Below are 25,886 nucleotides of genomic sequence, written 5' to 3'. Positions count from 1 at the left end.
CTGCAACCGCCTCTGCAGGAAAAAAGGGCCGCGCCCCCTGGTTGGTGACGCGACCCTGGAATGTCTATTTAGAATAAACGAATTGCGGTATTAGTTTCCGGCCCTGCCATCGTCGCACGCCTCATCGGCGCCCTCACGGCCGGCATGCTCGGCCGTTCCGGCCAGGGTGCAGGCATCTCCGCCCTCTGCGGGTTCGGCCAGTTCGCCGGTCGCCGCCACCGGTTTGTACTCGGCCTCGGCCATCTCCTTCAGCTTGGCGTAACGGGCGGTAAACTCCGCTTCCAGCCGGGTGTGCAGCTTCCGGGCCTCTTCCGGGAAAAGCTTCTGCAGGGACGCATAGCGGACCTCACCGGCCAGAAATTCCTGCAGGCTGCCGTCCGGTTCCTTGGAATCCAGAACAAAGGGATTCTTGCCCTCGGCCGTAAGCAGGGGGTTGTAGCGGTACAGCGGCCAGTAACCGCTCTTGACGGCCAGGTTGGTCTCTTCCTGGCTCTTGCCCATGCCCTTTTTGATGCCGTGGTTGATGCACGGCGCATAGGCCATGATCAACGACGGACCGTCGTAGCCTTCCGCTTCGGTGAAGGCCTTGACCAACTGCTGCTTGTTGGCTCCCATGCCCACGTTGGCCACGTAAACATACCCATAGGTCATGGCCATGGCGCCCAGGTCCTTCTTGGCGGTCTTCTTGCCCGAGGCGGCAAACTTGGCAATGGAGCCGGTGGGGGTGGCCTTGGAGCTCTGCCCGCCGGTGTTGGAGTAGACTTCCGTATCATAAACCATCACGTTGATGTCCTCGCCGGATGCCAGCACATGATCGATCCCGCCGAAGGAGATATCATACGCCGATCCGTCACCCACAAAGATCCAGTAAGATCGTTTGGTGAAGTGGGCCGACAGACTGTCGATCTTTTCCAGCAGCGGATTGCCGGCATAGGCGAAAAGCATCTCGCGGATCTGGTCGCCGTATTGTTTCGATCCTTCGGCGTCCTTCATGTTCGCCAGCCAGCCCTCCATGGCCGCTTTGAGTTCGTCATCGATATCCGTCGTAACAGCTTCGGCAACCCATTCGGCCAGCTGCTGGCGCTGCTGCAGGGCCCCCAGAAACATGCCGTAGGTAAACTCGGCCGGATCCTCGAACAAGGAGTTGCCCCAACTGGGACCGTGCCCTTCGGCGTTGACGCAGTAAGGAATCGAGGGTGCGCTGCCGCCCCAAATGGAGGTGCAGCCGGTGGCGTTGCCGATCACCATGCGCTCGCCGAACAGTTGGGTGAGCAATTTGGCGTAAGGCGTTTCCCCGCAACCGGCACAGGCACCGGAGAACTCCAGCAGCGGCTGGTAGAACTGGCTGCCCTTGACCGTATTGCGCGAGACCAGGCCCTCACGCACCGGCAGGCTGGACGCATACCGCTGATTGGGCACCTGCCGGTCGATCTGCGTGCCCAACGGCTTCATCACCAGGGCCGGCTTCTTGGCCGGACAGATATCGGCACAGTTCCCGCAGCCCATGCAGTCTTCGGTAAACACCTGAACGCGGAATTTGTACGCCTTGAGTTCCTTGCCCAGGGCGTTCTTGGCCTCGAATCCCTCGGGTGCGGCGGACAGTTCCTCGTCGGTCACCAGCACCGGACGAATGGCCGCATGGGGGCAAACCATGGCGCACTGGTTGCATTGGATGCAGTTTTCCATGACCCACTCAGGCACATTGATGGCCACCCCGCGTTTCTCATACTGGGTGGTGCCCACCGGAAAGATGCCGTCCGGCGAAAACGCGCTCACCGGCAGCTTGTCGCCCTGCTGGGCCAGCATGGGCCGCATCACATCCGTGACCCACTCGGGCTCGTCGGCCGTGTCGGCGGCGACCAGGCCGGCATCGGCCCAGGTGTCCGGCACCTGGATTTCCACCAGATGATCCAGGGTCTTGTCCACGGCGGCGTTGTTCATGTTGACGATCTTGTCGCCCTTTTTCCCGAACATGCTCTTGATCTGGTCCTTGAGGTAGGCGATGGCATCGTCCACGGGGATCACATTGGCCGCCTTGAAGAAGGCGGTCTGCATGATCATATTGATGCGTCCGCCCAAGCCCACTTCACCGGCGATGGCGACGGCATCGATATTGTAGAACTTGAGTTTCTTGCGGGCGATGGTGCGGCGCATGGACGCGGGCAGTTTCTCTTCCATCTCCTCCAGGCTCCAAGGGCTGTTGAGCATGAAGGAGCCGCCCTCCTTGATCCCCTCCAGGACGTCGTAGGTCTGAACATAGGATGGGTTGTGGCAGGCGATATAATCGGCACTGTCGATCAGGTAGGTGGACTGGATCGGCGTTTTGCCGAACCGCAAATGGGAAATGGTCACACCTCCCGATTTCTTGGAATCGTAGGCGAAATAGGCCTGAGCGTACATGTCGGTGTTGTCGCCGATGATCTTGATGGCGCTTTTGTTGGCGCCCACGGTTCCATCGGCCCCGAGGCCCCAGAACTTGCACTGGACCGTGCCTTCGGGCGCCACGTCGAATCCGGTCTCGACTTCCAGGCTGGTATGGGTGACGTCGTCGATGATGCCCACGGTGAAATGATTCTTCGGTACCATGCCGTTCATGTTGTCGAACACCGCCTTGACCATGGAGGGGTTGAACTCCTTGGAACCCAAGCCGTATCGGCCGTTGATGATGGTGGGCATGTCGCCCTGCTCCATGAAAGCGGTACAGATATCCTGGTAGAGCGGATCGCCCAGTGCGCCGGGCTCTTTGGTGCGGTCGAGCACGGTGATCCGCGACGCCGTGGCCGGAATGGCGGCCAAAAGGTGTCTGGCCGAGAAGGGACGGAACAGGCGCACCTTGACCAGCCCCACGGATTCGCCGCCGGCGTTGAGGTGGTCGACCACCTCCTCAATGGTTTCGCAGGACGAGCCCATGGAGATGATCACCCGGTCGGCATTGGGATCGCCCACGTAATCGAACAGGTTGTATTTTCGGCCGGTCAGCGCCGACACCTTTTTCATGTAGTCGGCGACGGTATCCGGCACTTCCTCGTAAAAGGCGTTGACCGCTTCGCGGCCCTGGAAGTAGATATCCGGATTCTGGGCGGTACCGCGCAATTCAGGCGCCTCGGGATTGGTCGCGCGGCTGCGGAAATTCTCCAGCGCTTCCATGTTGACCAGCCCGGCCATATCCGCATAATCGATCATTTCGATCTTCTGGATTTCGTGGGACGTGCGGAATCCGTCGAAAAAATGAACAAACGGGACACTGCTGTCGATGGCGGCCAGGTGGGCCACCAGCCCGAGGTCCATCACCTCCTGCACCGATGCCGAGGCCAGAAGGGCAAACCCGGTCTGGCGAACCGCCATGACATCCTGGTGATCACCGAAAATGGAAAGCGCATGGCCCGCGATGGCCCGGGCAGTCACATGCAGGACGCCGGGCAAGAGTTCACCGGACATCTTGTACATGTTGGGAATCATCAGCAAAAGCCCCTGGGATGCGGTATAGGTGGAGGTCAGGGCACCGGCGGCCAGGGAACCGTGGACGGCGGCCGCCGCACCGGCCTCGCTCTGCAGCTGACGGACCAGCAGCGTCTGACCAAAAATATTCTTAAGCCCATTGGCCGCCCATTCATCGCAGATCTCGCCGATGGGAGACGATGGGGTGATCGGATAAATGGCCGCCACCTCGCTCATGGCGTAGGCCACATGCGCGGCAGCGGTGTTACCGTCGACAGTCTTCATCTTTTTTGCCATAACTGCTCCTTATAACTGGTTAAAAATGAATGGAGATCCGACAGCATCCGGCCTTGTGGGGACACTACCGCGGACGACGAGTGCGTATTATCAGGAAAAAAAAGGGGGGGTGTGAAATCGCATCAGGCATCGGTCCCGTTGTACTCCAAATAAAAAATTTCTCTATAAAACACATTCAAACCGAAATGGCAAGCATAAATTGAATCTTGTTAATTACCCCCAACCAGCTGATATTTGAAAAAATTCATAGGGATCGCGGAGAAGATGGTTACGGAATGTCGTTTCAGCGGACACTGTCGAATCTCTGCGTAAGGGAGATAATAAATGGTCGCATGATGCGAACCTGATGGGCGAGAATCGTTTGGAAAGCTATGCGCCCACCGGATCGGCCATTTCGTCGAAGCGGCACTTGAGCATCAGGGACTCTCCGTCAAAGGTGGTTTTCACTTTGTAGGGCAGCGTCTTGAACAGCGCCACCATGGCCTTGTTCTGGGGCGCGGTGTAGGCCACCAGTCCGGAAATCCCGTTTTCCCGTGCGGCCCGGGCCAATTTGCGCAGAAAAAGTTTGCCCAGCCCTTTCCCCTGGTACGCTGTGGATATGGAAAAGGCCACTTCGGCGATGTTGCTTTCGATGAGCAGCAGGTATTCGCCGACGCCGATCACTTTACCAAAGCCGAACTCGCCGACAATCGCCACCAGGGTAAGATCCTTGATGTAGTCGATCTGGGAACGGGTCTCCACGTCGCTGCGGTCGAAGCTGTTTTTGTCGTGAAAAAAACGCAGCTGAACATCCTTTTTGTTCAGATTGTAGTAATGCTCCTGAATACGGCGCTCGTCCACCGGCTTGGATGGCCGGATGGTGATCTCTTCGCCGTCGCGCACGATGGTCTCTTCCAGGTGGATGGGATAAATCCCCTTGGTCGCCTCCCCCAGATGGCGTTCGCCGCCAATCAGCCGGGCCTCCTTGGCGGCATTGAAAAGCCAGTCCCGGTGATCCGGATGGGCGATCCCGATCAGGGCCAGCACCCGCTCCTGCAGGCTCTTGCCGAAAAGGTTGACCGCTCCGTATTCGGTCACCACATAGTGGACATCGCCACGGGGCACCACCACTGCGGTGCTGTCCAGTGACGGTACGATGCGGCTGCGCTTGCCGTCCTTGGACGCGGAATAGAGCATCAGAATCGACTTGCCCCCCTTGGAACGTTTGGCGCCGCGAACGAAATCCGGAATGCCGGAAACACCGGCAAAGAAGGTGTGCTTGGACGCTTCGGCAGCCACCTGGCCGGTCAGATCGATGGTATGGGCCACATTCATGGAGATCATGCGGTTGTGCTGGCCGATAATGAAAGGATCGTTGATATAGTCGGACGGCCGGAAGTCCACCCCCGGGTTGTCATGCAGAAACTCGTACAGGTTCTCGCTGCCGATGGCACACGAGGCTACCAGCTTGCCCTCGTTGAGCCCTTTTTTGCGGTTGGTGATCACTCCCTTGGCATACAGGTGCATGACGTCGTCGGTGATGTATTGGGAATGAAACCCCAGATCGTTCTTGTCCGCAAGCCCCTTGACCGTGGCCTGGGAGGCGGCATCCAGACCGATCTGCAGGGTCGACCCGTCCTCGACAAACCGGGCGATGTGCTTGCCGATCCATTCGGCCGCCCCGGAACGTTTGCGCAATTCGGCAGTCAGGAGCGGCTCTTCATGCTCCACCAGCACATGCACATTGTTGACGTGAATAAAACTCTGCCCCATGGTGCGGGGCATCCGCGGGTTCACCTGGGCGATGACCAGATCGGCACTCTGGGCGGCCGCCAGGGTGACATCCACCGACACGCCCAAGCTCATCCAGCCGAAATCATCGGGTGGCGTGACCTGGATCAGGGCCACATGAATCGGCAGTTTCCGGGTGAGGAAGAGGCCGGGAATCTCCGACATGTTCATCGGTGTGATAAACCGCATGTAGCGGGCAATGGCCTCGGTATCCGCCGAGCCCAAATAGATGGTACGGATGTTCAGGCTGTGGTCGAGGGTCTTGTCGGCAATTTCGGAAAGCGAGGTGGTTTCGAGGCTCATCAGCCGAACCACCTCCAGCCCGGAAAGCCGCATGGTCGCCGCCGATAACGCCCGCACCAACTCCTGGGGTTCACCGGTGGCGCTGCCGATAAACACCCGCTTCCCCGGGCGGATCATGGCGATGGCCTCCTGGGCGGTATGTAATTTTTGAACATAACCATCGGCCCAGTACAATGAGCGTGTCATAAGCGGTCTCCTTCGCCAGGGTGGTCTATCAGTCTCTTACAATAGCGGCTTTATCTTTATGGGGAAAGCGCTTTTTCATCGTCCCCCGCCAGGGGGCACACCAACGCCCCGGCCAAAACGTACCGGGGCCTTGGTGGATGATCCGCAACGCCGGATGCCTACTCCGGCTTTTCGAGGATAAAGCGGCAGTCGGCCACGGTAACCCCCTCGCCCTCCGGATGAACCAGCAGCGGGTTAATGTCCAGCTCCTTGATTTCCGGATGATCCATAACCATGTCGGACAGCCCCACCAGCATGCGTTCGATGGTAGCGATGTCGGTTTTGGGCTCACCGCGGAAACCGCTGAGCAATTTATGGCCCTTGATGCTGCGGACCATGTTGCGGGCCCCGTTACGGGTCAGGGGGGCCAGGCGGAAAGCCACATCCTGGAAGACCTCCACAAAAACGCCGCCGATGCCAAACATGATCAGGGGCCCGAAAATGGGATAGCGGCTCATGCCCAGGATCACTTCGTGGCCCTTGGGGGCCAGGCGCTGGATCAGGACCCCGGTGATCTCGGCATCGGGATTGAACGTTTTGGCGTTCTGCACAATGGTATTGTATCCGGCCATCACCGCGTCCTTATTGTCCGGCCCCACCAGAACGCCACCGGCGTCGGATTTGTGGATAATCTGGGGGGAGACGATCTTCATGACCACGGGATAGCCCATCTTCTCCGCCGCTTCACCGGCAGCTTCGGCACTGGTGGTCAACTCGGTGGGCAGGACATTGAAGCCGTAACACTTGAGTAGCTCGGTACCGCCGATCTCGCCGATGTAGGTCTGACCGCTGTCCAACGCGTTGGCAATAATCTCGGACGCCCGCTTTTTGTCGTGCTTGACCGGAAACGGGGCGAGTTGCTGGCGGTTCAGCCAGCGGGAATAACGATAGAGGGCACCGAAGGTTTTGGCCGCGCTTTCGGGAAAACGGTACACCGGCACGCCGTGCTCCTGCAGGTACTTGACCCCTGCGGAAACGTCGATAATTCCCATGAAACAGCACAGGATCGGTTTGTGGGAACGCCCTGCAATCCGCACGATGGCTTCGGCCGTGCCGATAGCGTTGGTCATGCTCTGGGGCGTCAGGATCACCAGTGCGCCGTCAACGCCTTCGTCTTTGATCACGGCGGCAAGGGCATTTTCGTAACGGTCCTGGGCGGCGTCACCGATCACGTCCACCGGGTTGTTGAAGTTGGCCGTCTGGGGCAGGTGGCTCTTCAGGGCCTCGACCGTCTCTTCGCTGAATTTGGCCAGTTCCAGGCCGGAGTGGATCGTCATGTCCGTGGCCACAATCCCGGGTCCGCCGGCATTGGTGACAATGGCTACCCGGTTGCCCATGGGAACCTTGCGCCGCATCTTGCCCAGGGCGCTCTCGTTTTTATAGGCGAATGCCGTCCCGAAATCGAACAGTTCATTGATCGATTCCACCCGGATGATGCCGCTTTGGATGAATATCGCATCATACACCGATTCGCTGCCCGCCAGGGAGCCGGTATGGGATGCGGCGGCCTGGGCGCCGGCACTGGTCCGACCCGATTTGATGGCCAGAACCGGTGTGGGCCGGTCGCCACCGGTGATCTCCTTTACCGTCTTGATAAACTCGGGCCCCCGCTGCAGCTCTTCGATATAGAGCATGATCACTTCGGTTTCCGGGTCGGCATGGAAATAACGCAGCAGGTCCAGTTCATCCACATCGGCCTTGTTGCCGATGGAGACAAACTTGGAAAAGCCGAATTCCTTGTCCGCGGCAAAATCCAGGACAGCCGTACACAAGGCGCCGCTTTGGGATATAAACGAGATATTGCCAGCCTTGGGCATGCGCGCGGAAAAGCTGGCGTTAAGCTGCACATCGGCCTTGGGATTGATCACGCCCAGACAGTTGGGACCGACCACGCGCACACCGGCTTCACGGCACATGCTCACAATCCGCCGCTCGATCTCAAGTCCCTCCCCCCCCACTTCCTTGAATCCGGCGGAAACGATGACCACCGCCTTGACGCCTTTGTCGATGGCATGCTGGATGGCGGTTTCCGCCTGTTGCGGGGGAAGAATGATAATTGCCAGTTCAATGGGATCCGGGATATCCTGGATGTCTGCGTAGGCGCGCACGCTGGAGATGGATTTGGCTTTGGGGTTGACCGGGTAAAGGGTTCCGGTAAACCCGCCCTTGAGGATATTGACAAAAATATCATGACCGACTTTTCCGGGTGTGCTGGAGGCGCCGACCACCGCCACGGATGACGGGTTGAACAGTGCATCAAGACCTTCCATGGTAAAATACCTGCTTTCATCTAATTGGCTGTTTCAGCCGAAATAAATAAATTAAGACCAAAACCAACATAAGATTGGTTTAACCATTATTATCCAAGGGCAAAGACGACTGTCAAGCACAAATGACAAAATAGATTGATATTACTGTAGCTACATGGTATCCAGACGTTAACGGACAGTTACCGTATGGCCTCATAAATGGCCTTGATGCATTGGTCTGACCAATTTTCCAAAGCGGAGCCTTTATTGATTATGCCCCCCTCAATCAAACCGATTCGACCCAAGCGCATTTCCGATCAAGTGTTCGACCAACTGCGGGAACTGATTTTCCGTGGTGAATTCAAGGCCGGCGAAAAGATCATCACGGAACGGGAGATGGCCGCCGCCTTCGGCGTCAGCCGGACATCGGTCCGGGACGCCATCAACAAACTGGTGGTCATGGGCCTGCTGGAGCAGCGGCAGGGACAGGGCACCTTCGTCCGTTCTCCCGAATCCCGCAAGCGCAGTCTGCTGGCCACCATGGTGAAAAGCCAGGACGCCTCGCTGACCGATGTACTGGAGGTCCGCCTGGGGCTGGAGTGCAATGCCGCCGCCATGGCAGCGGTACGGGCCGACGAAAAGGATTTCCGGTTCATGGAAAAAAGTATCGAAGCCATGGAAAAAGAAATCAACGCCGGCCGTTTGAGCTCCGAGGCCGACGTCTCTTTCCATATGGCCGTCTCCTACGCCACCAAAAATCGCCTGCAGGTCCTGATCATGAAAAATGTCTATGATTACTTGTTCACCGGCGTCCAGGCCAATCTCGAGGATCTGTACCAGAATCCCGTTGACATGCAGACCATTCCGGAACAGCACCGGGCCATCTACCGGGCCATTCGCGCAAACGACCCGGAAACGGCCCACCAGGCCATGAAGCAGCATATCGAATATGTGGACCAGATGATCGCAAGACAGGGACGGTAACGACGGGTACGCAGAAGAAATGACGGAGGCAACGGAATTCCACTGACGAAAAGGGCATAACCGGGGACCGCCGTGAGCAGTCCCCCGGTTATGCTTTGGATTGGCAGCCTACAGCAGCTTTTCGAAAAAATCGTTGCCCTTGTCATCCACGAGAATAAACGCCGGAAAGTCCTTGACCGTGATCATGTAGATCGCCTCCATGCCCAGTTCGGGATACTCGAGCACCTCCACCGAAGTGATGCACTCCTTGCCGAGCCTGGCGGCCGGCCCACCGATCGATCCCAGGTAAAATCCGCCGTATTGTTTGCATGCATCGGTGACCGCTTTTGAGCGGTTGCCCTTGGCCAGCATCACCATGGAGGCCCCCTGGGCCTGAAAAATGGGTACGTACGCGTCCATGCGGCCGGCCGTGGTGGGCCCGAAGGAACCGGAGGCGTACCCGGCAGGGGTCTTTGCCGGACCGGCGTAGTAGATGATATGGTCCTTGAGGTACTGGGGCAGTCCCTGGCCGCTGTCCAGTCGCTCCTTGAGCTTGGCGTGGGCGATGTCGCGCCCCACAATGATTTTACCGGACAATTTCAACCGCGTGGCCACCGGGTAGCGGGTCAAAATGGCCCGGATTTGATCCATGGGCTGGTTCAGGTCGATGGCCACGGCATCTGCTTCATCACCCGCCGGTTCGGGAAGATAGCGCGCCGGATCGGTTTCCAACTGCTCCAGGAAAATCCCCTTGCTGGTGATTTTGGCCTTGATGTTCCGATCGGCGCTGCAGCTGACGCCGATGCCGATGGGACAGGAAGCACCATGGCGCGGCAGGCGCACCACACGGATGTCATGGCAGAAATATTTTCCGCCGAACTGGGCCCCGATACCCAGTTCCCGGGATTTTTCCAGCAAGGTGGCTTCCATCTCGCGGTCACGGAAGCCGTGGCCGGCGTCACTGCCGACAGTGGGCAAACTGTCCAGGTAGCCGGCCGAGGCCAGCTTCACGGTCTTGAGATTGAACTCCGCCGAGGTTCCGCCCACCACCACGGCCAGGTGATAGGGGGGACAGGCGGCCGTTCCCAGGGTTTTCATCTTGGCGGTGATGAAATCGACCAAGGTGCCCGGATTGAGCACCGCCTTGGTTTCCTGGTACAGATAGGTCTTGTTGGCCGATCCGCCCCCTTTGGCAATGAACAGGAACTTATAGGCATCCCCGTCGGTGGCGTAGATCTCCACCTGGGCCGGCAGGTTGCAGCCGGTATTCTTCTCTTCGTACATGGAGAGCGGCGCATTCTGGGAGTAGCGCAGGTTCCCCTGGGTGTAAGCGTTGAACACCCCTTTCGACAGGGCCTTCTCGTCGCCGCCGCCGGTCCATACCTGCTGCCCTTTTTTTCCCATGACAATGGCCGTGCCGGTATCCTGGCACATGGGAAATTCCATTTCCGCAGAAATCACGGCGTTCTTCAGCATTTCCAGGGCCACGTAGCGATCGTTGTCCGAACTCTCCGGATCCTTGAGAATCTTTTCCAGCTGGGCCAGATGCCCGGGCCGAAGCAGGTGGGAAACATCCCGGAAGGCGGCTTCGGCGAGCATCGCCAGCCCTTCGGGGGCCACCTTGAGGACAGGCTGGCCATCGAACGGCACGCTGGAGACATGCTCGCTGGTCAGCAGCCGATAAGGGGTGTCGTCATCGCCCAGGGGCAACAGTTCCGCATACTTGAATTCGACCATGGTTCTATCTCCTTAACATTCGTTAACCACCAGCAAACGGTCCAGCGTCTGATCTTTTTCCTGCCACAGACGGTTGAGCCAGTCCTGGAAATTGCGTTTGAACTCCGCGTCCTGAAGATAATCCCCCATCATCTCGCTGTTCACCGGCAGGATGTTGATCCGCACCCGGATCTCTTTGACCCGGCCGCAGACAAAGTCCCAGAAACTGCTTACGCCCTGGGGATAGGCGATGGTCACGTCCACGATCTCTTGGAACTTGTCCCCCATGGCCGCCATGGCAAAAGCCAGGCCGCCCGCCTTGGTGCGTAACAGATGCGTGTAGGGCGAACGCTGGCGGCTATGCTTTTCCCGGGTGAAACGGGTGCCTTCGACAAAATTCATCACCGAGACGGGAATGCTTCTGAACTTTTCGCAAGCCTTACGGGTAATCTCCAGGTCCTTGCCGATCAGATGCGGGTGCTTGCGCAGAAACCGGCGCGAGTATCGTTTCATAAAGGGAAAATCCAGGGCCCACCAAGCCTGGCCCAACAGGGGAAACCAGAACAACTCTTTTTTCAGAAAGAATTTGAGAAACGGGATCTTGCCGTGAAAAACATTCTGCAGCACCAGAATATCCACCCAGGACTGGTGATTGGCCACCACCATATACCATCCCCGGGGATCGAGGCCATCCAGACCCTGCACATCCCAGCGGATGCCGTTGGACAGGCGCTGGTTCATATTGTTCACCCAGATCCAGCAACTGGCGATACCGGTCAGCAACCGCCGGCAGAAGGTCTGGACCGGCCGGATCGGAACCAGCGACCGAACCAGTGCCACGGCAAAAATCGGAATGCAGCAGGCGACCGTGTTGATGGCGTAGATAAGGATCGAAAATGCGCCACGCAGGCTAGTTAAAATGGATTTCATGGCAATCATCCTCTATAAGTTCAGATCACGCCGAACCGGTCAATGTCCGGAAAGCAAATGTAAAGAACCGAAATAAGGATGACAAGCCGGAGCAAAGCAGTTGACAAAAGTTTTACAAAACAAGTTTTAAAAAAAATCGGGGTTCAGTGGTCAAGGATCATTCTGACCTTGCCGGCCAGTTCCCGACGGGAAAACGGTTTTTGAATAAAATTGAAGCCTTCTTCCAAAATCCCCCGGTGAGCGATCACGTTGGCCGGGTAACCGGACATAAACAAGACGCGCACATCCGGGCAACGGTCGTTCACCTTCCCGGCCAGATCACGGCCATTCATTTCCGGCATGACCACATCGGTAATCAGCAAATCGATATGACCGGCATGGGCGGTGACCAGCGCCAGGGCATCCCCCGGAGTGGCAGCGGGAAATACCGAATAGCCAGACATCTCGAGCATTTTGCAGCCCAGCTTCAAAATCTCCGGGTCGTCCTCAACCAGGAGGAGGGTCTCGCCGCGGCCAGTCGGAATCTTGGCGGGAGGATCATCGGCCGCCGGCACGTGCGCGTCCGCATGCCGGGGCAGGTAAATTTTGACGGTGGTCCCCACCTCTGGTTCACTGTATACGTTAATAAACCCATTATTCTGCTTGACGATGCCATAAACGGTAGCCAGCCCCAGGCCCGTTCCCTTGCCCAATCCCTTGGTGGTAAAAAAAGGCTCGAATATTTTATCCAGGGTCTCCCGCGACATACCGCTGCCATCATCACTGACCGCCAGTTGGACAAACGCACCGGGAATAAATCCGGTATGCCGGGCGCAATACGCCTCGTCGAAGTGAACATTCTCCGTCGTGATGGTCACCTTCCCCACCCCGACAATCGCATCCCGGGCATTGACACACAGGTTGGCCAGAATCTGGTCCACCTGCACCGGATCGATTTTCACCGGCCACAGATCCAGCCCCGCATTCCAGGCAAGGTCAATGTCCTCGCCGATCAACCGCCGGAGCATGTTGAGCATGCTTTTCATGATATGGTTCAGATCAAGCACTTGGGGGGCGACGGTCTGCTGGCGGGCAAAGGCCAGCAGTTGCCGGGTGATTTCCGACGACCGATTGGCCGCCTGCAGGATTTCTTTGAGATCGGTCATCAGGGGGGAATCCTCACCCGCCTTATCCATGGCCAGTTCGGTATAGCCGATAATGACACTGAGCATGTTGTTGTAGTCGTGGGCCACGCCACCGGCCAGCCGTCCCACCGATTCCATCTTCTGCGCCTGAACCAGTTGACGTTCCAGCGAAACGCGTTCATGCTCCGATTGCTTGTGATTTTCGTCCAACTGCAACACCCGCAGCGCATAGGCGATATCGCCGGCGGCCTCTTCCAGCAAATTCAGTTCCTCGTCGTCCACAGGCAGATCACCACTCAGGGCGACAACTAGGCAGCCAAAATAATTATCGTCGGAAACCAGGGGTGCGGCCAGCGAATGCATGCCCCGGCCCTTCTCCAGAATATGGCACCCGATGCAATAGTCCTCTTTTTCGGTGACCGACACGATTTTGACCCCGCTTCGAACCTGTTCGCAGCAGCGGGGAAGCTTGCCGCCTTCAAGTATGCGGTTGAGAATGTCCGAAGCCTTGACAAGACCGGCCCTGGCCCATGAGCGAGGGCGGTCGTTATCGTCCGTGAGAATGATCATGGCGGAGGCGAAGCCGCGATTGTCCACCAAAATGTGACAACCGTTGCGAATCAGCGACTCGGAATCCTTTTCCCGGACGACCAATTGATTCAGATCACGGATCGCCCGCAATACCCGATTCAGGTGGTCGATGCGCTGCTCGAACCGCTTGCGCTCGGTGATGTCCTGAAAAGAGCCCCGGACGTGGGTCACCCGCCCCGCCTGCATCTTTGGCCGGCCAATCGTCCGCACCCATTTGCGGATCCCCTTGGCACTGACCAGTTCGATTTCCAGATCATAGGGCGTACCGTTTTCAACGGCCGCCTTGACGGCACGTTGGATGATCTCGCGGGACTCACCCTCATAGAAACCCAGACCATGCTCCATGGAAGTCAGCTCGCCAGGCGAGAGATCGTGAATCCGGGCCACTTCTTCGGTCCAGGATCCCTGGCCGGTGGCCGGATCGAACTCCCAGGCACCGATTTTTGCCAGCCGACCCATCTCCTGAAGCAACCGGGCCTGGTATTCCCGGTCTGCCTCGGCCGCTTTGCGCCGGGTAATATCCCGCGTGACGCCCTGGAGGCGGGTGGGCTGACCATCCTCGCTGTAAATCACCCTTCCGCGAATTTCAACCGGCAGCAGGTCACCGTTTTTCTTGAGCATTACCGCTTCGAAGGAGATACCGCGGCTCTCCTCTCCCTTGGCCATTTCATTGGCCACGATGGTGGCCATTTTATTGAAGTTTTCCTCGTCGCAATGGTCTGGCAGGCGGGTGCCGATCCACTCTTCGGGGGTGTAGCCCGTGATGCTGGTGATGGCGGGATTGACGTAGGTGAACTCGAGGTCGAAATTCATGATCCAGATAACGTCCACCGTATTGTCCGAAAGCAGCCGGTATTTCTTTTCGCTTTCGATGATCCGGTTCCGGTAGCGGCGATCCTCGGTCTGGTCCCTGAAGACCAGCACCACGCCGATGACTTTTCCATCATGGGCCTGGATCGGGGCGCCACTGTCGGCAATCGCCCGTTCGCTGCCGTCCCGGGCGACCAAAACGGTATGGTTGGCCAGCCCGACAACGCTGCGTGAGGCCAGTACCTTTCCCACCGGATTTTCACAATTCTCACGACTATATTCGTTGATAATGGTAAATACCCGCTCGACGGGTTGGCCGAGCGCCTCCGCTTCGGTCCAACCGGTCAACTGCTCCGCCACCCGGTTCATCAACGCCACCGCACCATTCTCATCCGTGGCGATCACCCCGTCACCAATGGATTTCAAGGTGACGCCCAGCTTCTCTTTCTCGTCTGCCAGGGCCGCCTCGTTCTGCCGGCTGCCTTTTATGGTGAGAAATGCAATCGTCGACGCCAGCGCAAGCCAGGTCAGGGAAAAGATCAATGACCACCTGGCAAGGTCGGCATCGATCCGTTCACTCTCCTCCAGAAATCCCGATGCCTTGTCCCTGGCGTAATGGTTCAGCGCGGCCATTTTATCTTCCAACCGGCGGACATGATCGGCCACCTCGGTTCGGATGATCCGGATCGCCGCGTCCCGGTCCCCCAGGCGGATCCGTTCGAGGACCTTCTCTTTAAGGGGTATCCCGGTTCGGAACAAATCCATGGCCTCAGACGCCAGCTGCGCGCCCCGTTGGCCGAGAATGTTCGCGATGACGATATCAAGCTGCTTGAACACATCCGTCTCGTGCCTGTCAATGGCGCGCATCACCGAATCGGTGGAGGTTGGATCATCGAACAAAACCATGTCTTTGATGTCGCCATGGATAAGGCCGATGGATACGCTGGCCCGCAGTGCGGCATTGGAAACCACCAGCGGGTGCGCATGAATGGTCCGAGCCAGGTCCGAAAGACGCTGCATGCACTGGAATGAGTAGAACGCATGACCGGCATACAAAAGAATCAGCACACCGAATCCATAAATGAGGTTCCGGGTAATGCCCGGTTTTCGACGTGGTTGCATATCCCCTCTTGACAGGCCGGTGAGGCGCAAGGAGTTAGGCTGGCGGAAAGAAATAATTCCCCCAGATCGCGCCGGACTTGTGGTCGTCTACAAGGCGCCGCCACCGGCGCATATCGAGATATGTGCCAGTGGCGGCAAGACAGCAGACGGTCACAAAGACAAGCAGGATGGTGGAATTATTTCTTTCCGCCAGCCTTAAAAACGCTGATGACAGATATGGTATCAATCAGGGTCAGGTCGAGCGCGAGCGGTCAGGATGGAACCGGCCGGTATGGACGAATCGGGCCGATCCCTGAATCAGCAGTGGAAAAACAATTCCGGTTACTTTCAGTCAGCGTAGGGTATAACGTGGCAGCCATCCGTCAATGATCCCGTGGTCTGCTTCCGGGTGAAAGCCGTTCGTTAACTGTACACGATTTTGTCCGGAATCGCCAGCATGGTATCGATCTCTGGCACCGATACCTTCAGCACCGGCATGAATCGAAGCCGATCGGGGGGGTGGCGCGCTGGTTAAACGACAAACCGAATCCATATCGTTGAATCGCACCTTCATTGGCTTTCGCCCGCCGTTGGTGACAACCGACAAATCACTCCAGGCCACCTGAACGAACCAGTGGCAGGCTGATCCCGCCATGGGTAAGTACGGCAACCGTCTTGTCGCAATGGCCATCGAGTGCATCGGCAAGGGCACCCTCGACATCGGAATACCAGGGAAAGCCCATGCGATCGGCATCGCTGTGGCTCAAGTGCGCGGAGACGAGGGCGACCTTGACCCGTTGCCGGATTCGGCAGATGGGGACGGCGAGGGCACACGCCACGGGATCCTCGATCGTGCCACGCGCCAGTTGAGCCAAAAGCTGATCCAGGTCTCGTCCGATATAGTCGGCGTAGTGGGGATGGGTCCGGGTTCCCTCTGGGCAGTGGCTCACAAGGATCAATGTTCCGCCGTCCCGGGTCATCAGTTCACCGCTGGCCAGGCCTTTGACACTCTGCCACAAGTCCCGATCGGCGGGATAGGAATTTGAAATCACAATTGAAAAACGCTTTTCCACAGGAACGCCAAACACCTGTCGGGCCACCGTCACCCCCTTGCGATGCGCCATGATGCAGTCGCCGGCCACACAGTCGAACAGGTCCCCGCCCTGGTCGACAATCGCATTCAAGATAAAATCAAGGCCGATGCGCTCAGCCACAAACCGTTCAAAATCCTGCCGCATGGGCGCGTCAACCAGGCCCAGTTGATTGCCATACAGGGCGGCCTGGCGGCAATGAAACGCATCCACGGTACGTTGGCCGCAAACCCCGGGGAGAATGATTTTTGCGCCGCCACTGTATCCCACGTCCATATGCGGCGTAATCATTCCCACGCCGATGCGGAAATCCGCCTCGGCCACGGTTCTGTTCACCCAGGCCGGAATGCCATTGGAGGAGGTGCCCACATAGACCTGCTGATCCGTCTCCTGGCTGGAAAGATTGACAATCCGGTAACGATCGACGATCCGGGGTCCGGTTTTCGCCAGGATTTCATCCGGGGTCATGGGCCGGTGCGTTCCCAGTGCGATGACAATCCGGATATTTTTTTCCTCTATGCCGGCATCGTGCAGCTCGCCCAGCAGCAGCGGCAGCATCCGGTGGGTGGGGGTGCAGCGGGAGATATCATCGATAATCACCGCCACGGTGCCGCCGGGCGAGACCATTTGCTTCAGTGGCCGTGTTCCCACGGGCTGCGCCAGTGCCTTGGAAATGATATCACCGGCGTTGTGCCGGGACCGGACCGACTGAGGACTCAACACCGTCCCCAGGCACCTGTCCGGAAGGTTAAATTGAAGGGAACGTCCACCGTATGGGATCTTGATGGTGGTCATTTGCGGTTGCTCCTGAATCGCCTGCAGACAGTTTCCGGGGTTCGCGGAAGCCATTGACATTCAATACAAATCCAAAAATCTCCAACCGATCTTGCGTGCTGGTACAGACAACGCCGTATGGTTGTCAAGGGAATTTGTGGCAAAAATCCATTCAGCGGGCGAATGCCCTGTCCGACCACCAGGGAAATCTGGTTTTTCGGTAAAAAGTAGGTTATGTCGTTTTCACGGGTAACCGGGCAACGCCCAGGCTTGGACGCGAGGTACCGGCGGGCCCCGCCAGATCAATCGAACCATGAGGAAGTTTCCATGACCAGACCACTTCGCCGGGAAGACCGGCGTATGGACCGCGCCACCGCCATGGCCCTTTTAAAATGCGGGGAATACGGCATTCTTTCCACTGCGGACAACCACCATCAGCCTTACGGCACGCCATTGAACTATGTGCTCATGAAAGACCATATCTTTTTCCACTGCGCCCCCCGAGGTCACAAACTGGAGAACATCGCGGCCAATCCCGCGGTCTCCTTCTGCGTGGTCGGGAAAACCGAATTGATTCCCGAAAAATTTTCCACCTGCTATGAAAGCGTGATTGTGTCGGGCGAGGCGGAAATCGTGGCCAATGCGACATTGAAAAAAGATGCCCTGCGCGCCCTGGTGCGGAAATACGCCCCGGACCAGGTTGCCGCCGGCGAGGCCTACATCGACAGGCTGGAGGACAAAACGGCCGTGGTGCAAATCACGATTCAACACCTGTCCGGCAAAGCCAGATTACATGGGTAACGGATGTCCATCCCGACATGGTCCGCCGCCGGTCCCGGCAATGGAATCTCACGAAACCGTGCAGCGCCTGATCCGGAGGCATTTTCAAAAAGGGGAAAGTCTCGGTGGCACCGGATCGAGTTGCCTGAGTTTATCGATCAGCGGTTTTGGGTCGGTATGGACGGCCAGAAGCGCCTGGGTCCGCTCCAGGCCGTAGATCGCTTTGGCAGCGATCCTGCCGGCACTGCGTAAATTTCCCTGTTCCATATGCACATAGGCGCCGGCAGCCCGGATCAGCGCCTGGAAAAGCGTTTTCTTTTCTCCGGTGGCCGGCAGCCAGTATTGTTCCAGGAATTCGTGGGTTTCAAAAAAAAGGCCCCGATCCCAAATGACCATGGCAATGTCGATGGGGTCATCCAGGTGACGGTCGGAGAGATCGGCCAGCACCCGCGCGTAGGCCTTCACGCGCGTCTGAATATATTGCTTGATCGCTTCGGGAAGTGCGTCGTCCATAAAAAATTCGGCGATGCGGTGCACCGGTAGCAACTCATTTCTTTCCAGCGTATCCATGAAGGCCACGGATAACGCGTTGCGCACATCCCGGGACAAGCGATCATTGAACGGGTCAAACCGGTCGGCATTTGTCTCTCGTTCGGTCTGTTGATTAACCGTTGGCAAAATTAGTGCCTCCTTTGGAGAATATTTTAACCGTTGCGTTGCTTAGAGGTTGTCAGACACGCCGGTCTGTTCTATTATGTAGGCACGCAACCGCGATTTACAATGCCAGTCCATCGTCAGCGTCGTTTTAATCAATTTCCCACCGGTTTGGCAACTATCGTTAGGGAATTACCGTCAACGCCACCCAGAATCCGGCTCCGTAAATCTGATCGGCTTCCACAACAGCTTTGCATTACCGTAAAAAAGGATTATTGCGCCAATGACAGTCACGTTTATGTACAACACCACCGATAACGATCCGGACAACTGCCGGATCGACATTCTACTGACCGGCAAACACCATGAAACAGCATAACCCCGGGAGAAAACCAGTGAAAGCGGTAAGTGGACATCTAGAGATACTGGACAAGGGATTCGGTTTTCTGCGCAACATCGACGGCAACTACCAGGCCGGTCCGACGGATACCTTTGTACCGGCCTTCATGATCAACAAATTCGGTCTCAGGGAAGGCACGTTTATCGAAGGCCGCGGCGAACCGGGCAATCCGGGCAACCAGAACCTCAAGCTGGCAGCCATCGACCAGGTCAACGGGATCACTCCGCAGCAGTTCGGACGCACCGAGACCATGCACACCATGACCAGCATCAACCCGGAGCAGCGCCTGTACATGAGCCAGGGGCCCAAGGACCTTACCGGTCAGGCCCTGGACCTCATCGTTCCCATGGGCCGGGGACAGCGGGGATTGATCATCTCTCCACCGAAATCGGGCAAGACCACCCTGTTGCGCCATATGGCCAATTCGGTGACGGCCAACGACCCGGAAATGAATGTTTTCGTTCTGCTGGTCAACGAACGCCCCGAAGAGGTGACCGACTTCAAACGCGGGTTGAGAAACGCCCATGTGCTCTACTCCTCATCCGATCAAAGCATCGCCCAACACATGCGCATGACCCGCCTGGCCGTGCATACGGCCATGCGTTGCGCGGAAACCGGTCGGGACACGGTGGTGTTCATCGACTCCCTGACCCGCATGGCGCGCGCCTTCAACGCTGAAACGGAAAGTTATGGACGGACCCTGTCCGGCGGACTGGGCGCCAACGCCATGGAGGTGCCGCGTAAAATCTTCGGCGCCGCCCGCAACATCGAGGATGGCGGTTCCCTGACCATCATCGCCACCATTCTGGTGGAGACGGGCAGCCGCATGGATGACATCATCTACCAGGAGTTCAAGGGCACCGGCAACATGGATCTCGTACTCAGCCGCGACTGCGCCGAACACCGCGTCTTTCCGGCCGTCGACATTCGCCAGAGCGGCACCCGCAAGGAAGAACTGCTCTTGGACAAGGAGGAATTGAAAAAGGTGGTAGACATTCGCCGGGCACTCTCCCAGAAAGACACCACCAAGGCCATGGCGGACCTTCTCGAATACCTGGATCGCCAAGGTCGGAAATGAGGGGCCTCCATGGACGGACAGAACCGCAATGCCATCCACCCGGGTGCGACCGTCGACATTGTCCTCAAAAAGGACCAACGCACCGGTCGGCTCACCCGGGGAACGGTCAAGGATATCCTGACCCGCAGCGCCCGTCATCCCCACGGCATCAAAGTGCGGCTCGCCGACGGCCAAGTGGGGCGGGTGAAAACTATTTTTCCAGATCAGGGATGAATGAACCGGATCATCCGAGGCCGCGCCGCATTAGAATTTGATTAAATCTGATTATATCGGATTTTGGGGAGGTCTCCGGTACCCACCCAAAGAAGCCGAAACGTACAAGTTTTGCAACCAGTTGTTGTGATATCTGAATTGGTTTAGCTGTTCCGCCGGACTTTTAAATCCATTGTGCAACTTAACCGTTCGAGGATTGTATGGTGAAAAATTATTGATGAGCGTCCATCCTCGAATACTCAACTGCGCTGCATCCATCGATCCATGAAAATATTGGGTACTGTACAGGTGGCGATCCATTCTTTGCATCAACCGGTCAACCATGTTACTGGTTCGGTGTGCTTTAGGATGATCGTAGGCAACACGATAGGCGGCAATGTTTTTCCGTAACTTCGTTATGGGATCTATGATAACGGATGGCACAGCATTCTTTTCGCACCATTCGTACAACCTTCTTATTCTTTGGGAAAACGATGCCTTACTTTCAGCGCGATAACACTCCCATAGCTTTGATGCGGCGTTTTCAAAAATATCTCGGTATTTCTTTTTGGCACGGTCACGAATTTTGATAAACACATGAAGAAAACAGCAAATGATAACTACTGCCGGGAAGAGGAATTGCCACGCATTTCGGGTGGCTTTCCAGCCGTCCATATTCACGGTTTCCGGTGAATATTCCGGCTTTATACACTGGGCCTCTTGTTTGTACACTTGATACGCATCTGTTAACGCTTGTTCTCCGGCGTCTTTGGCAACGGCTGCACCGAGAATACAGCCATCACCAACTGTCGTGGCCACATACGTTTTTTCACCTAAAATTCGAGTATGCTTTTCATCAGCGGCAAGATGTTCGGGAACATCTTGAGGATTTCGGACAGTTGTTCCGACAATGCTGTTTCGCCCGATAGATTGTTCGATTCGATACCAATACATGGGATCTTTTCCGAAAACACGACTTATGGCCCAAAATGGTATGTCGAACTTTCTAAAAAACATTGCATCTTCGATTTCGTCAACAAATCCAACGAGGTATGGCAGTACAAATGAAGGACGAATGGTGTAAGCAACACCGGATATTTTAATTCGACGGATCCATATGGATTGTTTTTTTGAGTAATAAAGATCCTTCATCCGATATCCATTTTCGATTTCAGCCGGGAATAATTCCGGAAACAGTTCGATCCTTTTGTTTACGGAAGTTCTGAAATCAACCGGGTTGAGTATGTTGCATTCATAATTGCCTTGAGAAAAGGGCAAACATATGATTCTGTTGTTTCGGTTAGCGGATCTTGTATCTGCTATTCCCATATAGTTAGAGACCTCCTTTGGCGGGATGTGTCTCTAACTATATAAAATTATTAGTAAAAAGTCTAGACTCAAATCTTCAATAATATCAACATGTTGTGTTTTTGTCGGGGGATAGGCCACTGTATGTTCGGCTTATTGGAATCAAACTCCCCAAAATCCGTTATAATCAGGATTAAATTTTAAAGAAACCGGCGGGGAGTGGTTGCATTCTCCAAGGCCGGACTTATTATCTCCTGCGCACCCCGTCGGCAAACGGCGGGGTGTATTGTTTTTACTAAAGTTTCCTAAATTCAATCAAGCCGCCATGCGCAGCAGTACGTCCACGAGAGAATTAAAGACGGATTTGCGTGGCACCGGGAAGAGCCTACCAAAATCCTTGTCCATCGCGGCCTTTGTAACGGATCGGCGGACATCCGAAAAGGCAAAATGACGGCGGCCGCCGACGGCATGCCGGCGAGATGGCGTTTTCTCGACCCGGCTGGCGTAAATCCAGGCGACGGTGGTCGCCAGCATGCAAAAGTGCAGATGGTTGCTGACGGCCTGCGGATGACGGCTTTGCGTGTCAGCGCTGCCGATGTCGTTTTTCAATTCCTTGAATAAGGCTTCGATCTTCCAGCGGGCCCCATAGTATTCGATAATCTGCTCAGCCGAAAGGGACAGGTCGGTGGAATAAAGTGCCACCCACTGTGTCTTACGATAGACCCAGACCACCTTGACCGCACATCGGATGGTCTTGAGCATCACCACGCGTTCATAGGCTACGATGTTCCGGTTGCGGCCATACAGGTTGACGATGTATTCTTTTGCCAGCGATTTGAATCGAACGGCCAACGCTGCCGCATTCCCCAGCTTGCGGCCATATTTACGCGGGCGGCCTTGTCGTCCGGTCGGAGGTGGCGGCAGTTCAAATATTGTGCTGTTGGATCGAAGCCTGGAAATCATATCCACCCATATGCCCAACTGTTTTTTCAATGGCTTCCACAGGCCGCCATTGCCGAACCATGAGTCGGTGATGATGACAATCCGTTTTCTGGGAAACACCGCGGCAATCTCACCGATCATGTCGACCGCCATGGCAAGCTTGCTCTTGAATGTCACTTCCGGTCCATTGCTGTCACGGTTCATTCGTTCGATGGTTTTCTTCAGGAGGTAGAAACGATAACTCAGCGGCAGACAGGCCCAACGTCCCTTGATCATCTTCAACAACCCCACAGCAACGATGTTCTGGGCCCACGGATACCTGGACTGGTTTTGCTTGGCAGCATGATCGAAAACCTTGTCGCAGGCGAAAATCTTCTTGCCTGTCTTGGCGTTGATACTGTCATCCAGAGCCAGCATTAACCGCCCACCGGTCGTTGGCAGCGGAATCAATTTCCACAGCGTGGGCCATAACCGTTGCCATGGAATCCGTGGGGATGCCATGAAGGTATAGAACTTTTTACGACTGATCCCGGAAAAGCCGAACACCGTCTTCAAGCACCGTAGAATGTTTGAGGTCCTCGATGAGGCGAAAGGAACAATGATCGCCACGATCGTGTATACGAACCATATTCCCCGTTCCTGACCTTTACTGGACTGAGCAAATTCGTTTTTGAGTTTTTCAAGGATGTCGTGTAGGATAAGCATGCGAGGCCTCCGGTTGGGTTGTTTGTTTGTGGAAGAAGAAACATACCACAACCGAGCCTCGCAATCAACATTAACATACTGTATTAACTAAATATTTGATCATATTGCCAAAAATCGGTCCCGATATCTGTAATGATTTCAATAGGTTACAGGCGACCGCCATTTTGCTAACCATCTGTTATTACAGGAAATATTAATATTCTTCAGTAGTACTCACCCCGCCGGGCTGCTTTCAAAAAGGGGAAACTTTAGTTGTTTTTATACGGGATGGTTGGCAACGCCCGGTGGCTTCGTTTCAGGGCCGTTTCGAAATAATCATGTAAGAACCAAGGAGAAGAAAATGACAGATCGTTCCCATATCACCCTTTACAGCGGCGGCCACAAAGGGGCCGAATCCGAATTTGGTCAGTTGGCCGAACAGTGGGGGATTCAAGAGGTCAACTTTTCATTCGACGGACACACCAGCATCCAGCGCACCCGCGGAATGAAGGTCCTCGATCCGGAGGAACTGGACAAAGGCAACGTGAGCATGGAGATCGTCTCCGCCCGCATGGGGCGCAAATTCGCCCATGCCAACAAGATCCGCAAGGTGATTCAGTCCATTTTTCACATGGTCAACAATGGGTATCACGTGCTGGCCGTCGGCTGGATTCAACCGGACGATACCGTCAAGGGGGGAACCGGCTGGGGCGTCGAACTGGCCAAGCTGTTCAACCGGCCGGTGCACGTCTACGATCAGGAACGCAACGGCTGGTTCACCTGGAAGGATAACGCCTGGACCGCCGAAGTGCCCGAGCTTGACCGGGATACATTCGTGGGAACGGGAACCCGCAACCTGACCGCAGAGGGGAAGCAGGCCATCCACGATTTTTTTACCCGCGCGTTCGGGCCGGCCTGATGGGTCTGACGGAAGCCAGGTCAGGGCAATCGCATTTGGATGTATTCTTGGCGGCGGTGTGATCAGAAACCCACCGCCCCAATTCAATCAATGCCAAATGATAAGGCGATTTCTGTCAAAGAATATACCCGCCTGCTTGTCTTTTCATCCGTCTTCTGCGTTGGGCTTTTCCACACATAGCCCCACTATGCGTAAAAAAGCCCGCCTTGAATACGAATGAAAATCATGCGCATCCTGGTATATTCTTATCCGCCAATCGCCTAAAATCCAAATGTCAATTGAAGGATCCGATCGATTATAATATGGACAGAATACCACCATTTGGCATTTGTGACCCATCGCTATCGGGTAGAACAATTGAAAAACAGTTACATGCGATTGCTCTGGAAGCCAGGTCGCCGGTTACCGCCAGCCCGCTGCAATCGGGCGGTTAAGGTCGTTTCCCGTATCGATTGAAACTGACCTTGTCCTGCTGCAGGGATTCGTGGGGATGGGGCGTTGACGCCTGGTCGGGATAGCCGATGGCCATGATGGCCGACACCGTCATGCCGGCCGGCAGCCCCAACACCTCGGCCGCGAACTGGCTGGCGGTTTTTTTGGCATCGTGGTCGCGCTTGCGCAGCTGAATCCAGCAACTGCCCAAGCCCAGGTCAGTGGCCGCCAGATGCAGGATGATGGCTGCGATGGAGACATCCTCCACCCACACATCGGATTTTTTCGGATCGGCACAGACGGCTATGGCCAGGGGCGCATGGGCCAAAAAAGAGGCCCCGTGGGGTTTGGACGTCGACAGGTGCCGGATCGTTTCCGGATCGTCGACCACAACGAACGACCAGGGATTGAACCCCCGAGAGGAGGGCGCCCGCAAGGCCGCTTCCACGAGCAGGTCCACCTTGTCCGGCTCAACGGGCCGATCGATGAATTTTCGGACGCTCCGGCGTGATCGCAAAAGATCGATAAACATCTTTTTCTCCCACCCTGAAAGATAGTTCCGGCAATGCCCGCCCCGGCCATGGGCCAACGCAATTTTTCATTGCCAAAGGGACTCAGGCCCCGCAGCACTTCTTGTATTTCTTCCCACTGCCGCAGGAGCAGGGGTCGTTTCTGCCCACCTTGGGTCCGGTTCGGACCACCTGGACCGGTGCCGGGGGCTGGCCGTCCTTAAAGTACCAACGGTCGTCTTCCTTCACGAACTCGGCGATTTCGTGGTGATCAAAGGCCTTGCCGTTCTTGCGGTAACGGGCCAAGAACGTCACCGTACCGGTCGTATCGTCGGCGCCGCCCGCCGCCACGTCGCGGATTTCCAACCGCTGCCAGTCCAGCTTTCTGGACCACGCCGCGGTGCCCTTGCGGTCCTCTTCCTGACGGCTGTCCGGGTAGGTAGTATCGAAAATATAGTCGAACTCTCTTTTGGCATGGGCGGTATAACGGGAACGCATCAAGGCTTCGGCGGTCTCGGCCGCGCGCTCACCGGTAATCAGCGGCTGGCAGCAGTCGGCATATGCTTTTTCGCTCCCGCAGGGGCATAATTCCATGGTTTTGCTCCA

General features: G+C 56.4%; 17 protein-coding genes. 5 read left to right on the top strand and 12 right to left on the bottom strand.

The window, feature by feature from the left end; translation table 11 throughout:
- Window positions 1-90: 90 nt before the first annotated feature.
- The 3 genes from nifJ to GN112_RS23240 all read right to left on the bottom strand — a co-directional run bounded on the left by nifJ (window position 91) and on the right by GN112_RS23240 (window position 8,303).
- Window positions 91-3,735, bottom strand: coding sequence for a pyruvate:ferredoxin (flavodoxin) oxidoreductase (gene nifJ / locus GN112_RS23250; RefSeq protein ID WP_155312390.1), 3,645 nt, complete (start codon window positions 3,733-3,735; stop codon window positions 91-93).
- 369 nt (window positions 3,736-4,104) lie between these two features.
- Complete coding sequence (locus tag GN112_RS23245) at window positions 4,105-5,994, bottom strand: bifunctional acetyl-CoA hydrolase/transferase family protein/GNAT family N-acetyltransferase (RefSeq protein WP_155312389.1); 1,890 nt, start codon at window positions 5,992-5,994, stop codon at window positions 4,105-4,107.
- Window positions 5,995-6,152: 158 nt separating this feature from the next.
- Window positions 6,153-8,303: an acetate--CoA ligase family protein gene (locus GN112_RS23240; RefSeq protein ID WP_155312388.1), complete on the bottom strand. Its 2,151-nt coding sequence runs from the start codon at window positions 8,301-8,303 to the stop codon at window positions 6,153-6,155.
- A gap of 252 nt (window positions 8,304-8,555) precedes the next feature.
- Between GN112_RS23240 and GN112_RS23235 the strand changes: the two genes are divergently transcribed.
- Window positions 8,556-9,266, top strand: a complete 711-nt coding sequence (locus GN112_RS23235) for a FadR/GntR family transcriptional regulator (protein WP_155312387.1) — start codon at window positions 8,556-8,558, stop codon at window positions 9,264-9,266.
- Window positions 9,267-9,374: 108 nt separating this feature from the next.
- On the opposite strand, the gene GN112_RS23230 is transcribed toward GN112_RS23235, so the two are convergent.
- The 4 genes from GN112_RS23230 to GN112_RS23215 all read right to left on the bottom strand — a co-directional run bounded on the left by GN112_RS23230 (window position 9,375) and on the right by GN112_RS23215 (window position 17,403).
- Window positions 9,375-10,982, bottom strand: a complete 1,608-nt coding sequence (locus GN112_RS23230; RefSeq protein WP_155312386.1) for a fumarate hydratase — start codon at window positions 10,980-10,982, stop codon at window positions 9,375-9,377.
- Window positions 10,983-10,994: 12 nt separating this feature from the next.
- Window positions 10,995-11,891: a 1-acylglycerol-3-phosphate O-acyltransferase, YihG family gene (locus GN112_RS23225; RefSeq protein WP_155312385.1), complete on the bottom strand. Its 897-nt coding sequence runs from the start codon at window positions 11,889-11,891 to the stop codon at window positions 10,995-10,997.
- Window positions 11,892-12,034: 143 nt separating this feature from the next.
- Window positions 12,035-15,538, bottom strand: coding sequence for a PAS domain S-box protein (locus GN112_RS34510; RefSeq protein WP_155312384.1), 3,504 nt, complete (start codon window positions 15,536-15,538; stop codon window positions 12,035-12,037).
- 587 nt (window positions 15,539-16,125) lie between these two features.
- The gene (locus GN112_RS23215) at window positions 16,126-17,403 is read right to left on the bottom strand and encodes a nickel-dependent lactate racemase family protein (RefSeq protein ID WP_162459082.1); all 1,278 of its coding nucleotides are present in this window, start codon (window positions 17,401-17,403) and stop codon (window positions 16,126-16,128) included.
- A gap of 306 nt (window positions 17,404-17,709) precedes the next feature.
- On the opposite strand from GN112_RS23215, the gene GN112_RS23210 reads away from it, so the two are divergent.
- Window positions 17,710-18,183 (top strand): pyridoxamine 5'-phosphate oxidase family protein, encoded by a 474-nt coding sequence (locus GN112_RS23210; RefSeq protein ID WP_155312382.1) that lies wholly within the window; start codon window positions 17,710-17,712, stop codon window positions 18,181-18,183.
- 84 nt (window positions 18,184-18,267) lie between these two features.
- On the opposite strand, the gene GN112_RS23205 is transcribed toward GN112_RS23210, so the two are convergent.
- Window positions 18,268-18,840 carry a DUF309 domain-containing protein gene (locus GN112_RS23205; RefSeq protein ID WP_155312381.1) on the bottom strand — a complete coding sequence of 191 codons (573 nt, stop codon included), beginning with the start codon at window positions 18,838-18,840 and terminating at the stop codon, window positions 18,268-18,270.
- A gap of 371 nt (window positions 18,841-19,211) precedes the next feature.
- Here GN112_RS23205 and rho point away from each other — a divergent pair, with 371 nt between their 5' ends.
- Together rho and GN112_RS23195 are read left to right on the top strand one after the other, a co-directional pair.
- On the top strand, window positions 19,212-20,294 hold the full coding sequence (gene rho / locus GN112_RS23200; protein WP_155312380.1) for a transcription termination factor Rho: 1,083 nt from the start codon (window positions 19,212-19,214) through the stop codon (window positions 20,292-20,294).
- Window positions 20,295-20,303: 9 nt separating this feature from the next.
- Entirely contained in the window at window positions 20,304-20,507 is a 204-nt protein-coding gene (locus GN112_RS23195) for a YwbE family protein (protein ID WP_155312379.1), read from the top strand.
- A gap of 51 nt (window positions 20,508-20,558) precedes the next feature.
- Here GN112_RS23195 and GN112_RS34505 read toward each other — a convergent pair whose 3' ends face one another.
- Window positions 20,559-21,815 carry a hypothetical protein gene (locus GN112_RS34505; protein WP_231716904.1) on the bottom strand — a complete coding sequence of 419 codons (1,257 nt, stop codon included), beginning with the start codon at window positions 21,813-21,815 and terminating at the stop codon, window positions 20,559-20,561.
- 294 nt (window positions 21,816-22,109) lie between these two features.
- Window positions 22,110-23,441 carry an IS701 family transposase gene (locus GN112_RS23185; protein ID WP_155308529.1) on the bottom strand — a complete coding sequence of 444 codons (1,332 nt, stop codon included), beginning with the start codon at window positions 23,439-23,441 and terminating at the stop codon, window positions 22,110-22,112.
- A 340-nt stretch (window positions 23,442-23,781) separates the two neighbouring features.
- On the opposite strand from GN112_RS23185, the gene GN112_RS23180 reads away from it, so the two are divergent.
- Window positions 23,782-24,339: a hypothetical protein gene (locus tag GN112_RS23180; RefSeq protein ID WP_155312378.1), complete on the top strand. Its 558-nt coding sequence runs from the start codon at window positions 23,782-23,784 to the stop codon at window positions 24,337-24,339.
- A 430-nt stretch (window positions 24,340-24,769) separates the two neighbouring features.
- Here the strand turns inward: GN112_RS23180 and GN112_RS23175 are convergent, their stop codons facing one another.
- Both GN112_RS23175 and GN112_RS23170 read right to left on the bottom strand, forming a co-directional pair.
- Window positions 24,770-25,303: a nitroreductase family protein gene (locus tag GN112_RS23175; protein WP_155312377.1), complete on the bottom strand. Its 534-nt coding sequence runs from the start codon at window positions 25,301-25,303 to the stop codon at window positions 24,770-24,772.
- 82 nt (window positions 25,304-25,385) lie between these two features.
- Window positions 25,386-25,874: a YchJ family protein gene (locus tag GN112_RS23170; protein WP_155312376.1), complete on the bottom strand. Its 489-nt coding sequence runs from the start codon at window positions 25,872-25,874 to the stop codon at window positions 25,386-25,388.
- Window positions 25,875-25,886 lie beyond the last annotated feature (12 nt).

The organism is Desulfosarcina ovata subsp. ovata (assembly GCF_009689005.1).
In the GTDB taxonomy this organism is placed as follows: Bacteria; Desulfobacterota; Desulfobacteria; order Desulfobacterales; family Desulfosarcinaceae; genus Desulfosarcina; species Desulfosarcina ovata.
This window is presented reverse-complemented; position numbering and strand designations above follow the sequence as displayed.

What these genes read in the sequence shown, in the direction of transcription:
- nifJ (WP_155312390.1), bottom strand. Translation starts at nt 3,735, where the DNA reads ATGGCAAAAAAGATGAAGACTGTCGACGGTAACACCGCTGCCGCGCAT.
- GN112_RS23245 (WP_155312389.1), bottom strand. Translation starts at nt 5,994, where the DNA reads ATGACACGCTCATTGTACTGGGCCGATGGTTATGTTCAAAAATTACAT.
- GN112_RS23240 (WP_155312388.1), bottom strand. Translation starts at nt 8,303, where the DNA reads ATGGAAGGTCTTGATGCACTGTTCAACCCGTCATCCGTGGCGGTGGTC.
- GN112_RS23235 (WP_155312387.1), top strand. Translation starts at nt 8,556, where the DNA reads ATGCCCCCCTCAATCAAACCGATTCGACCCAAGCGCATTTCCGATCAA.
- GN112_RS23230 (WP_155312386.1), bottom strand. Translation starts at nt 10,982, where the DNA reads ATGGTCGAATTCAAGTATGCGGAACTGTTGCCCCTGGGCGATGACGAC.
- GN112_RS23225 (WP_155312385.1), bottom strand. Translation starts at nt 11,891, where the DNA reads ATGAAATCCATTTTAACTAGCCTGCGTGGCGCATTTTCGATCCTTATC.
- GN112_RS34510 (WP_155312384.1), bottom strand. Translation starts at nt 15,538, where the DNA reads ATGCAACCACGTCGAAAACCGGGCATTACCCGGAACCTCATTTATGGA.
- GN112_RS23215 (WP_162459082.1), bottom strand. Translation starts at nt 17,403, where the DNA reads ATGACCACCATCAAGATCCCATACGGTGGACGTTCCCTTCAATTTAAC.
- GN112_RS23210 (WP_155312382.1), top strand. Translation starts at nt 17,710, where the DNA reads ATGACCAGACCACTTCGCCGGGAAGACCGGCGTATGGACCGCGCCACC.
- GN112_RS23195 (WP_155312379.1), top strand. Translation starts at nt 20,304, where the DNA reads ATGGACGGACAGAACCGCAATGCCATCCACCCGGGTGCGACCGTCGAC.
- GN112_RS34505 (WP_231716904.1), bottom strand. Translation starts at nt 21,815, where the DNA reads ATGGGAATAGCAGATACAAGATCCGCTAACCGAAACAACAGAATCATA.
- GN112_RS23185 (WP_155308529.1), bottom strand. Translation starts at nt 23,441, where the DNA reads ATGCTTATCCTACACGACATCCTTGAAAAACTCAAAAACGAATTTGCT.
- GN112_RS23180 (WP_155312378.1), top strand. Translation starts at nt 23,782, where the DNA reads ATGACAGATCGTTCCCATATCACCCTTTACAGCGGCGGCCACAAAGGG.
- GN112_RS23175 (WP_155312377.1), bottom strand. Translation starts at nt 25,303, where the DNA reads ATGTTTATCGATCTTTTGCGATCACGCCGGAGCGTCCGAAAATTCATC.
- GN112_RS23170 (WP_155312376.1), bottom strand. Translation starts at nt 25,874, where the DNA reads ATGGAATTATGCCCCTGCGGGAGCGAAAAAGCATATGCCGACTGCTGC.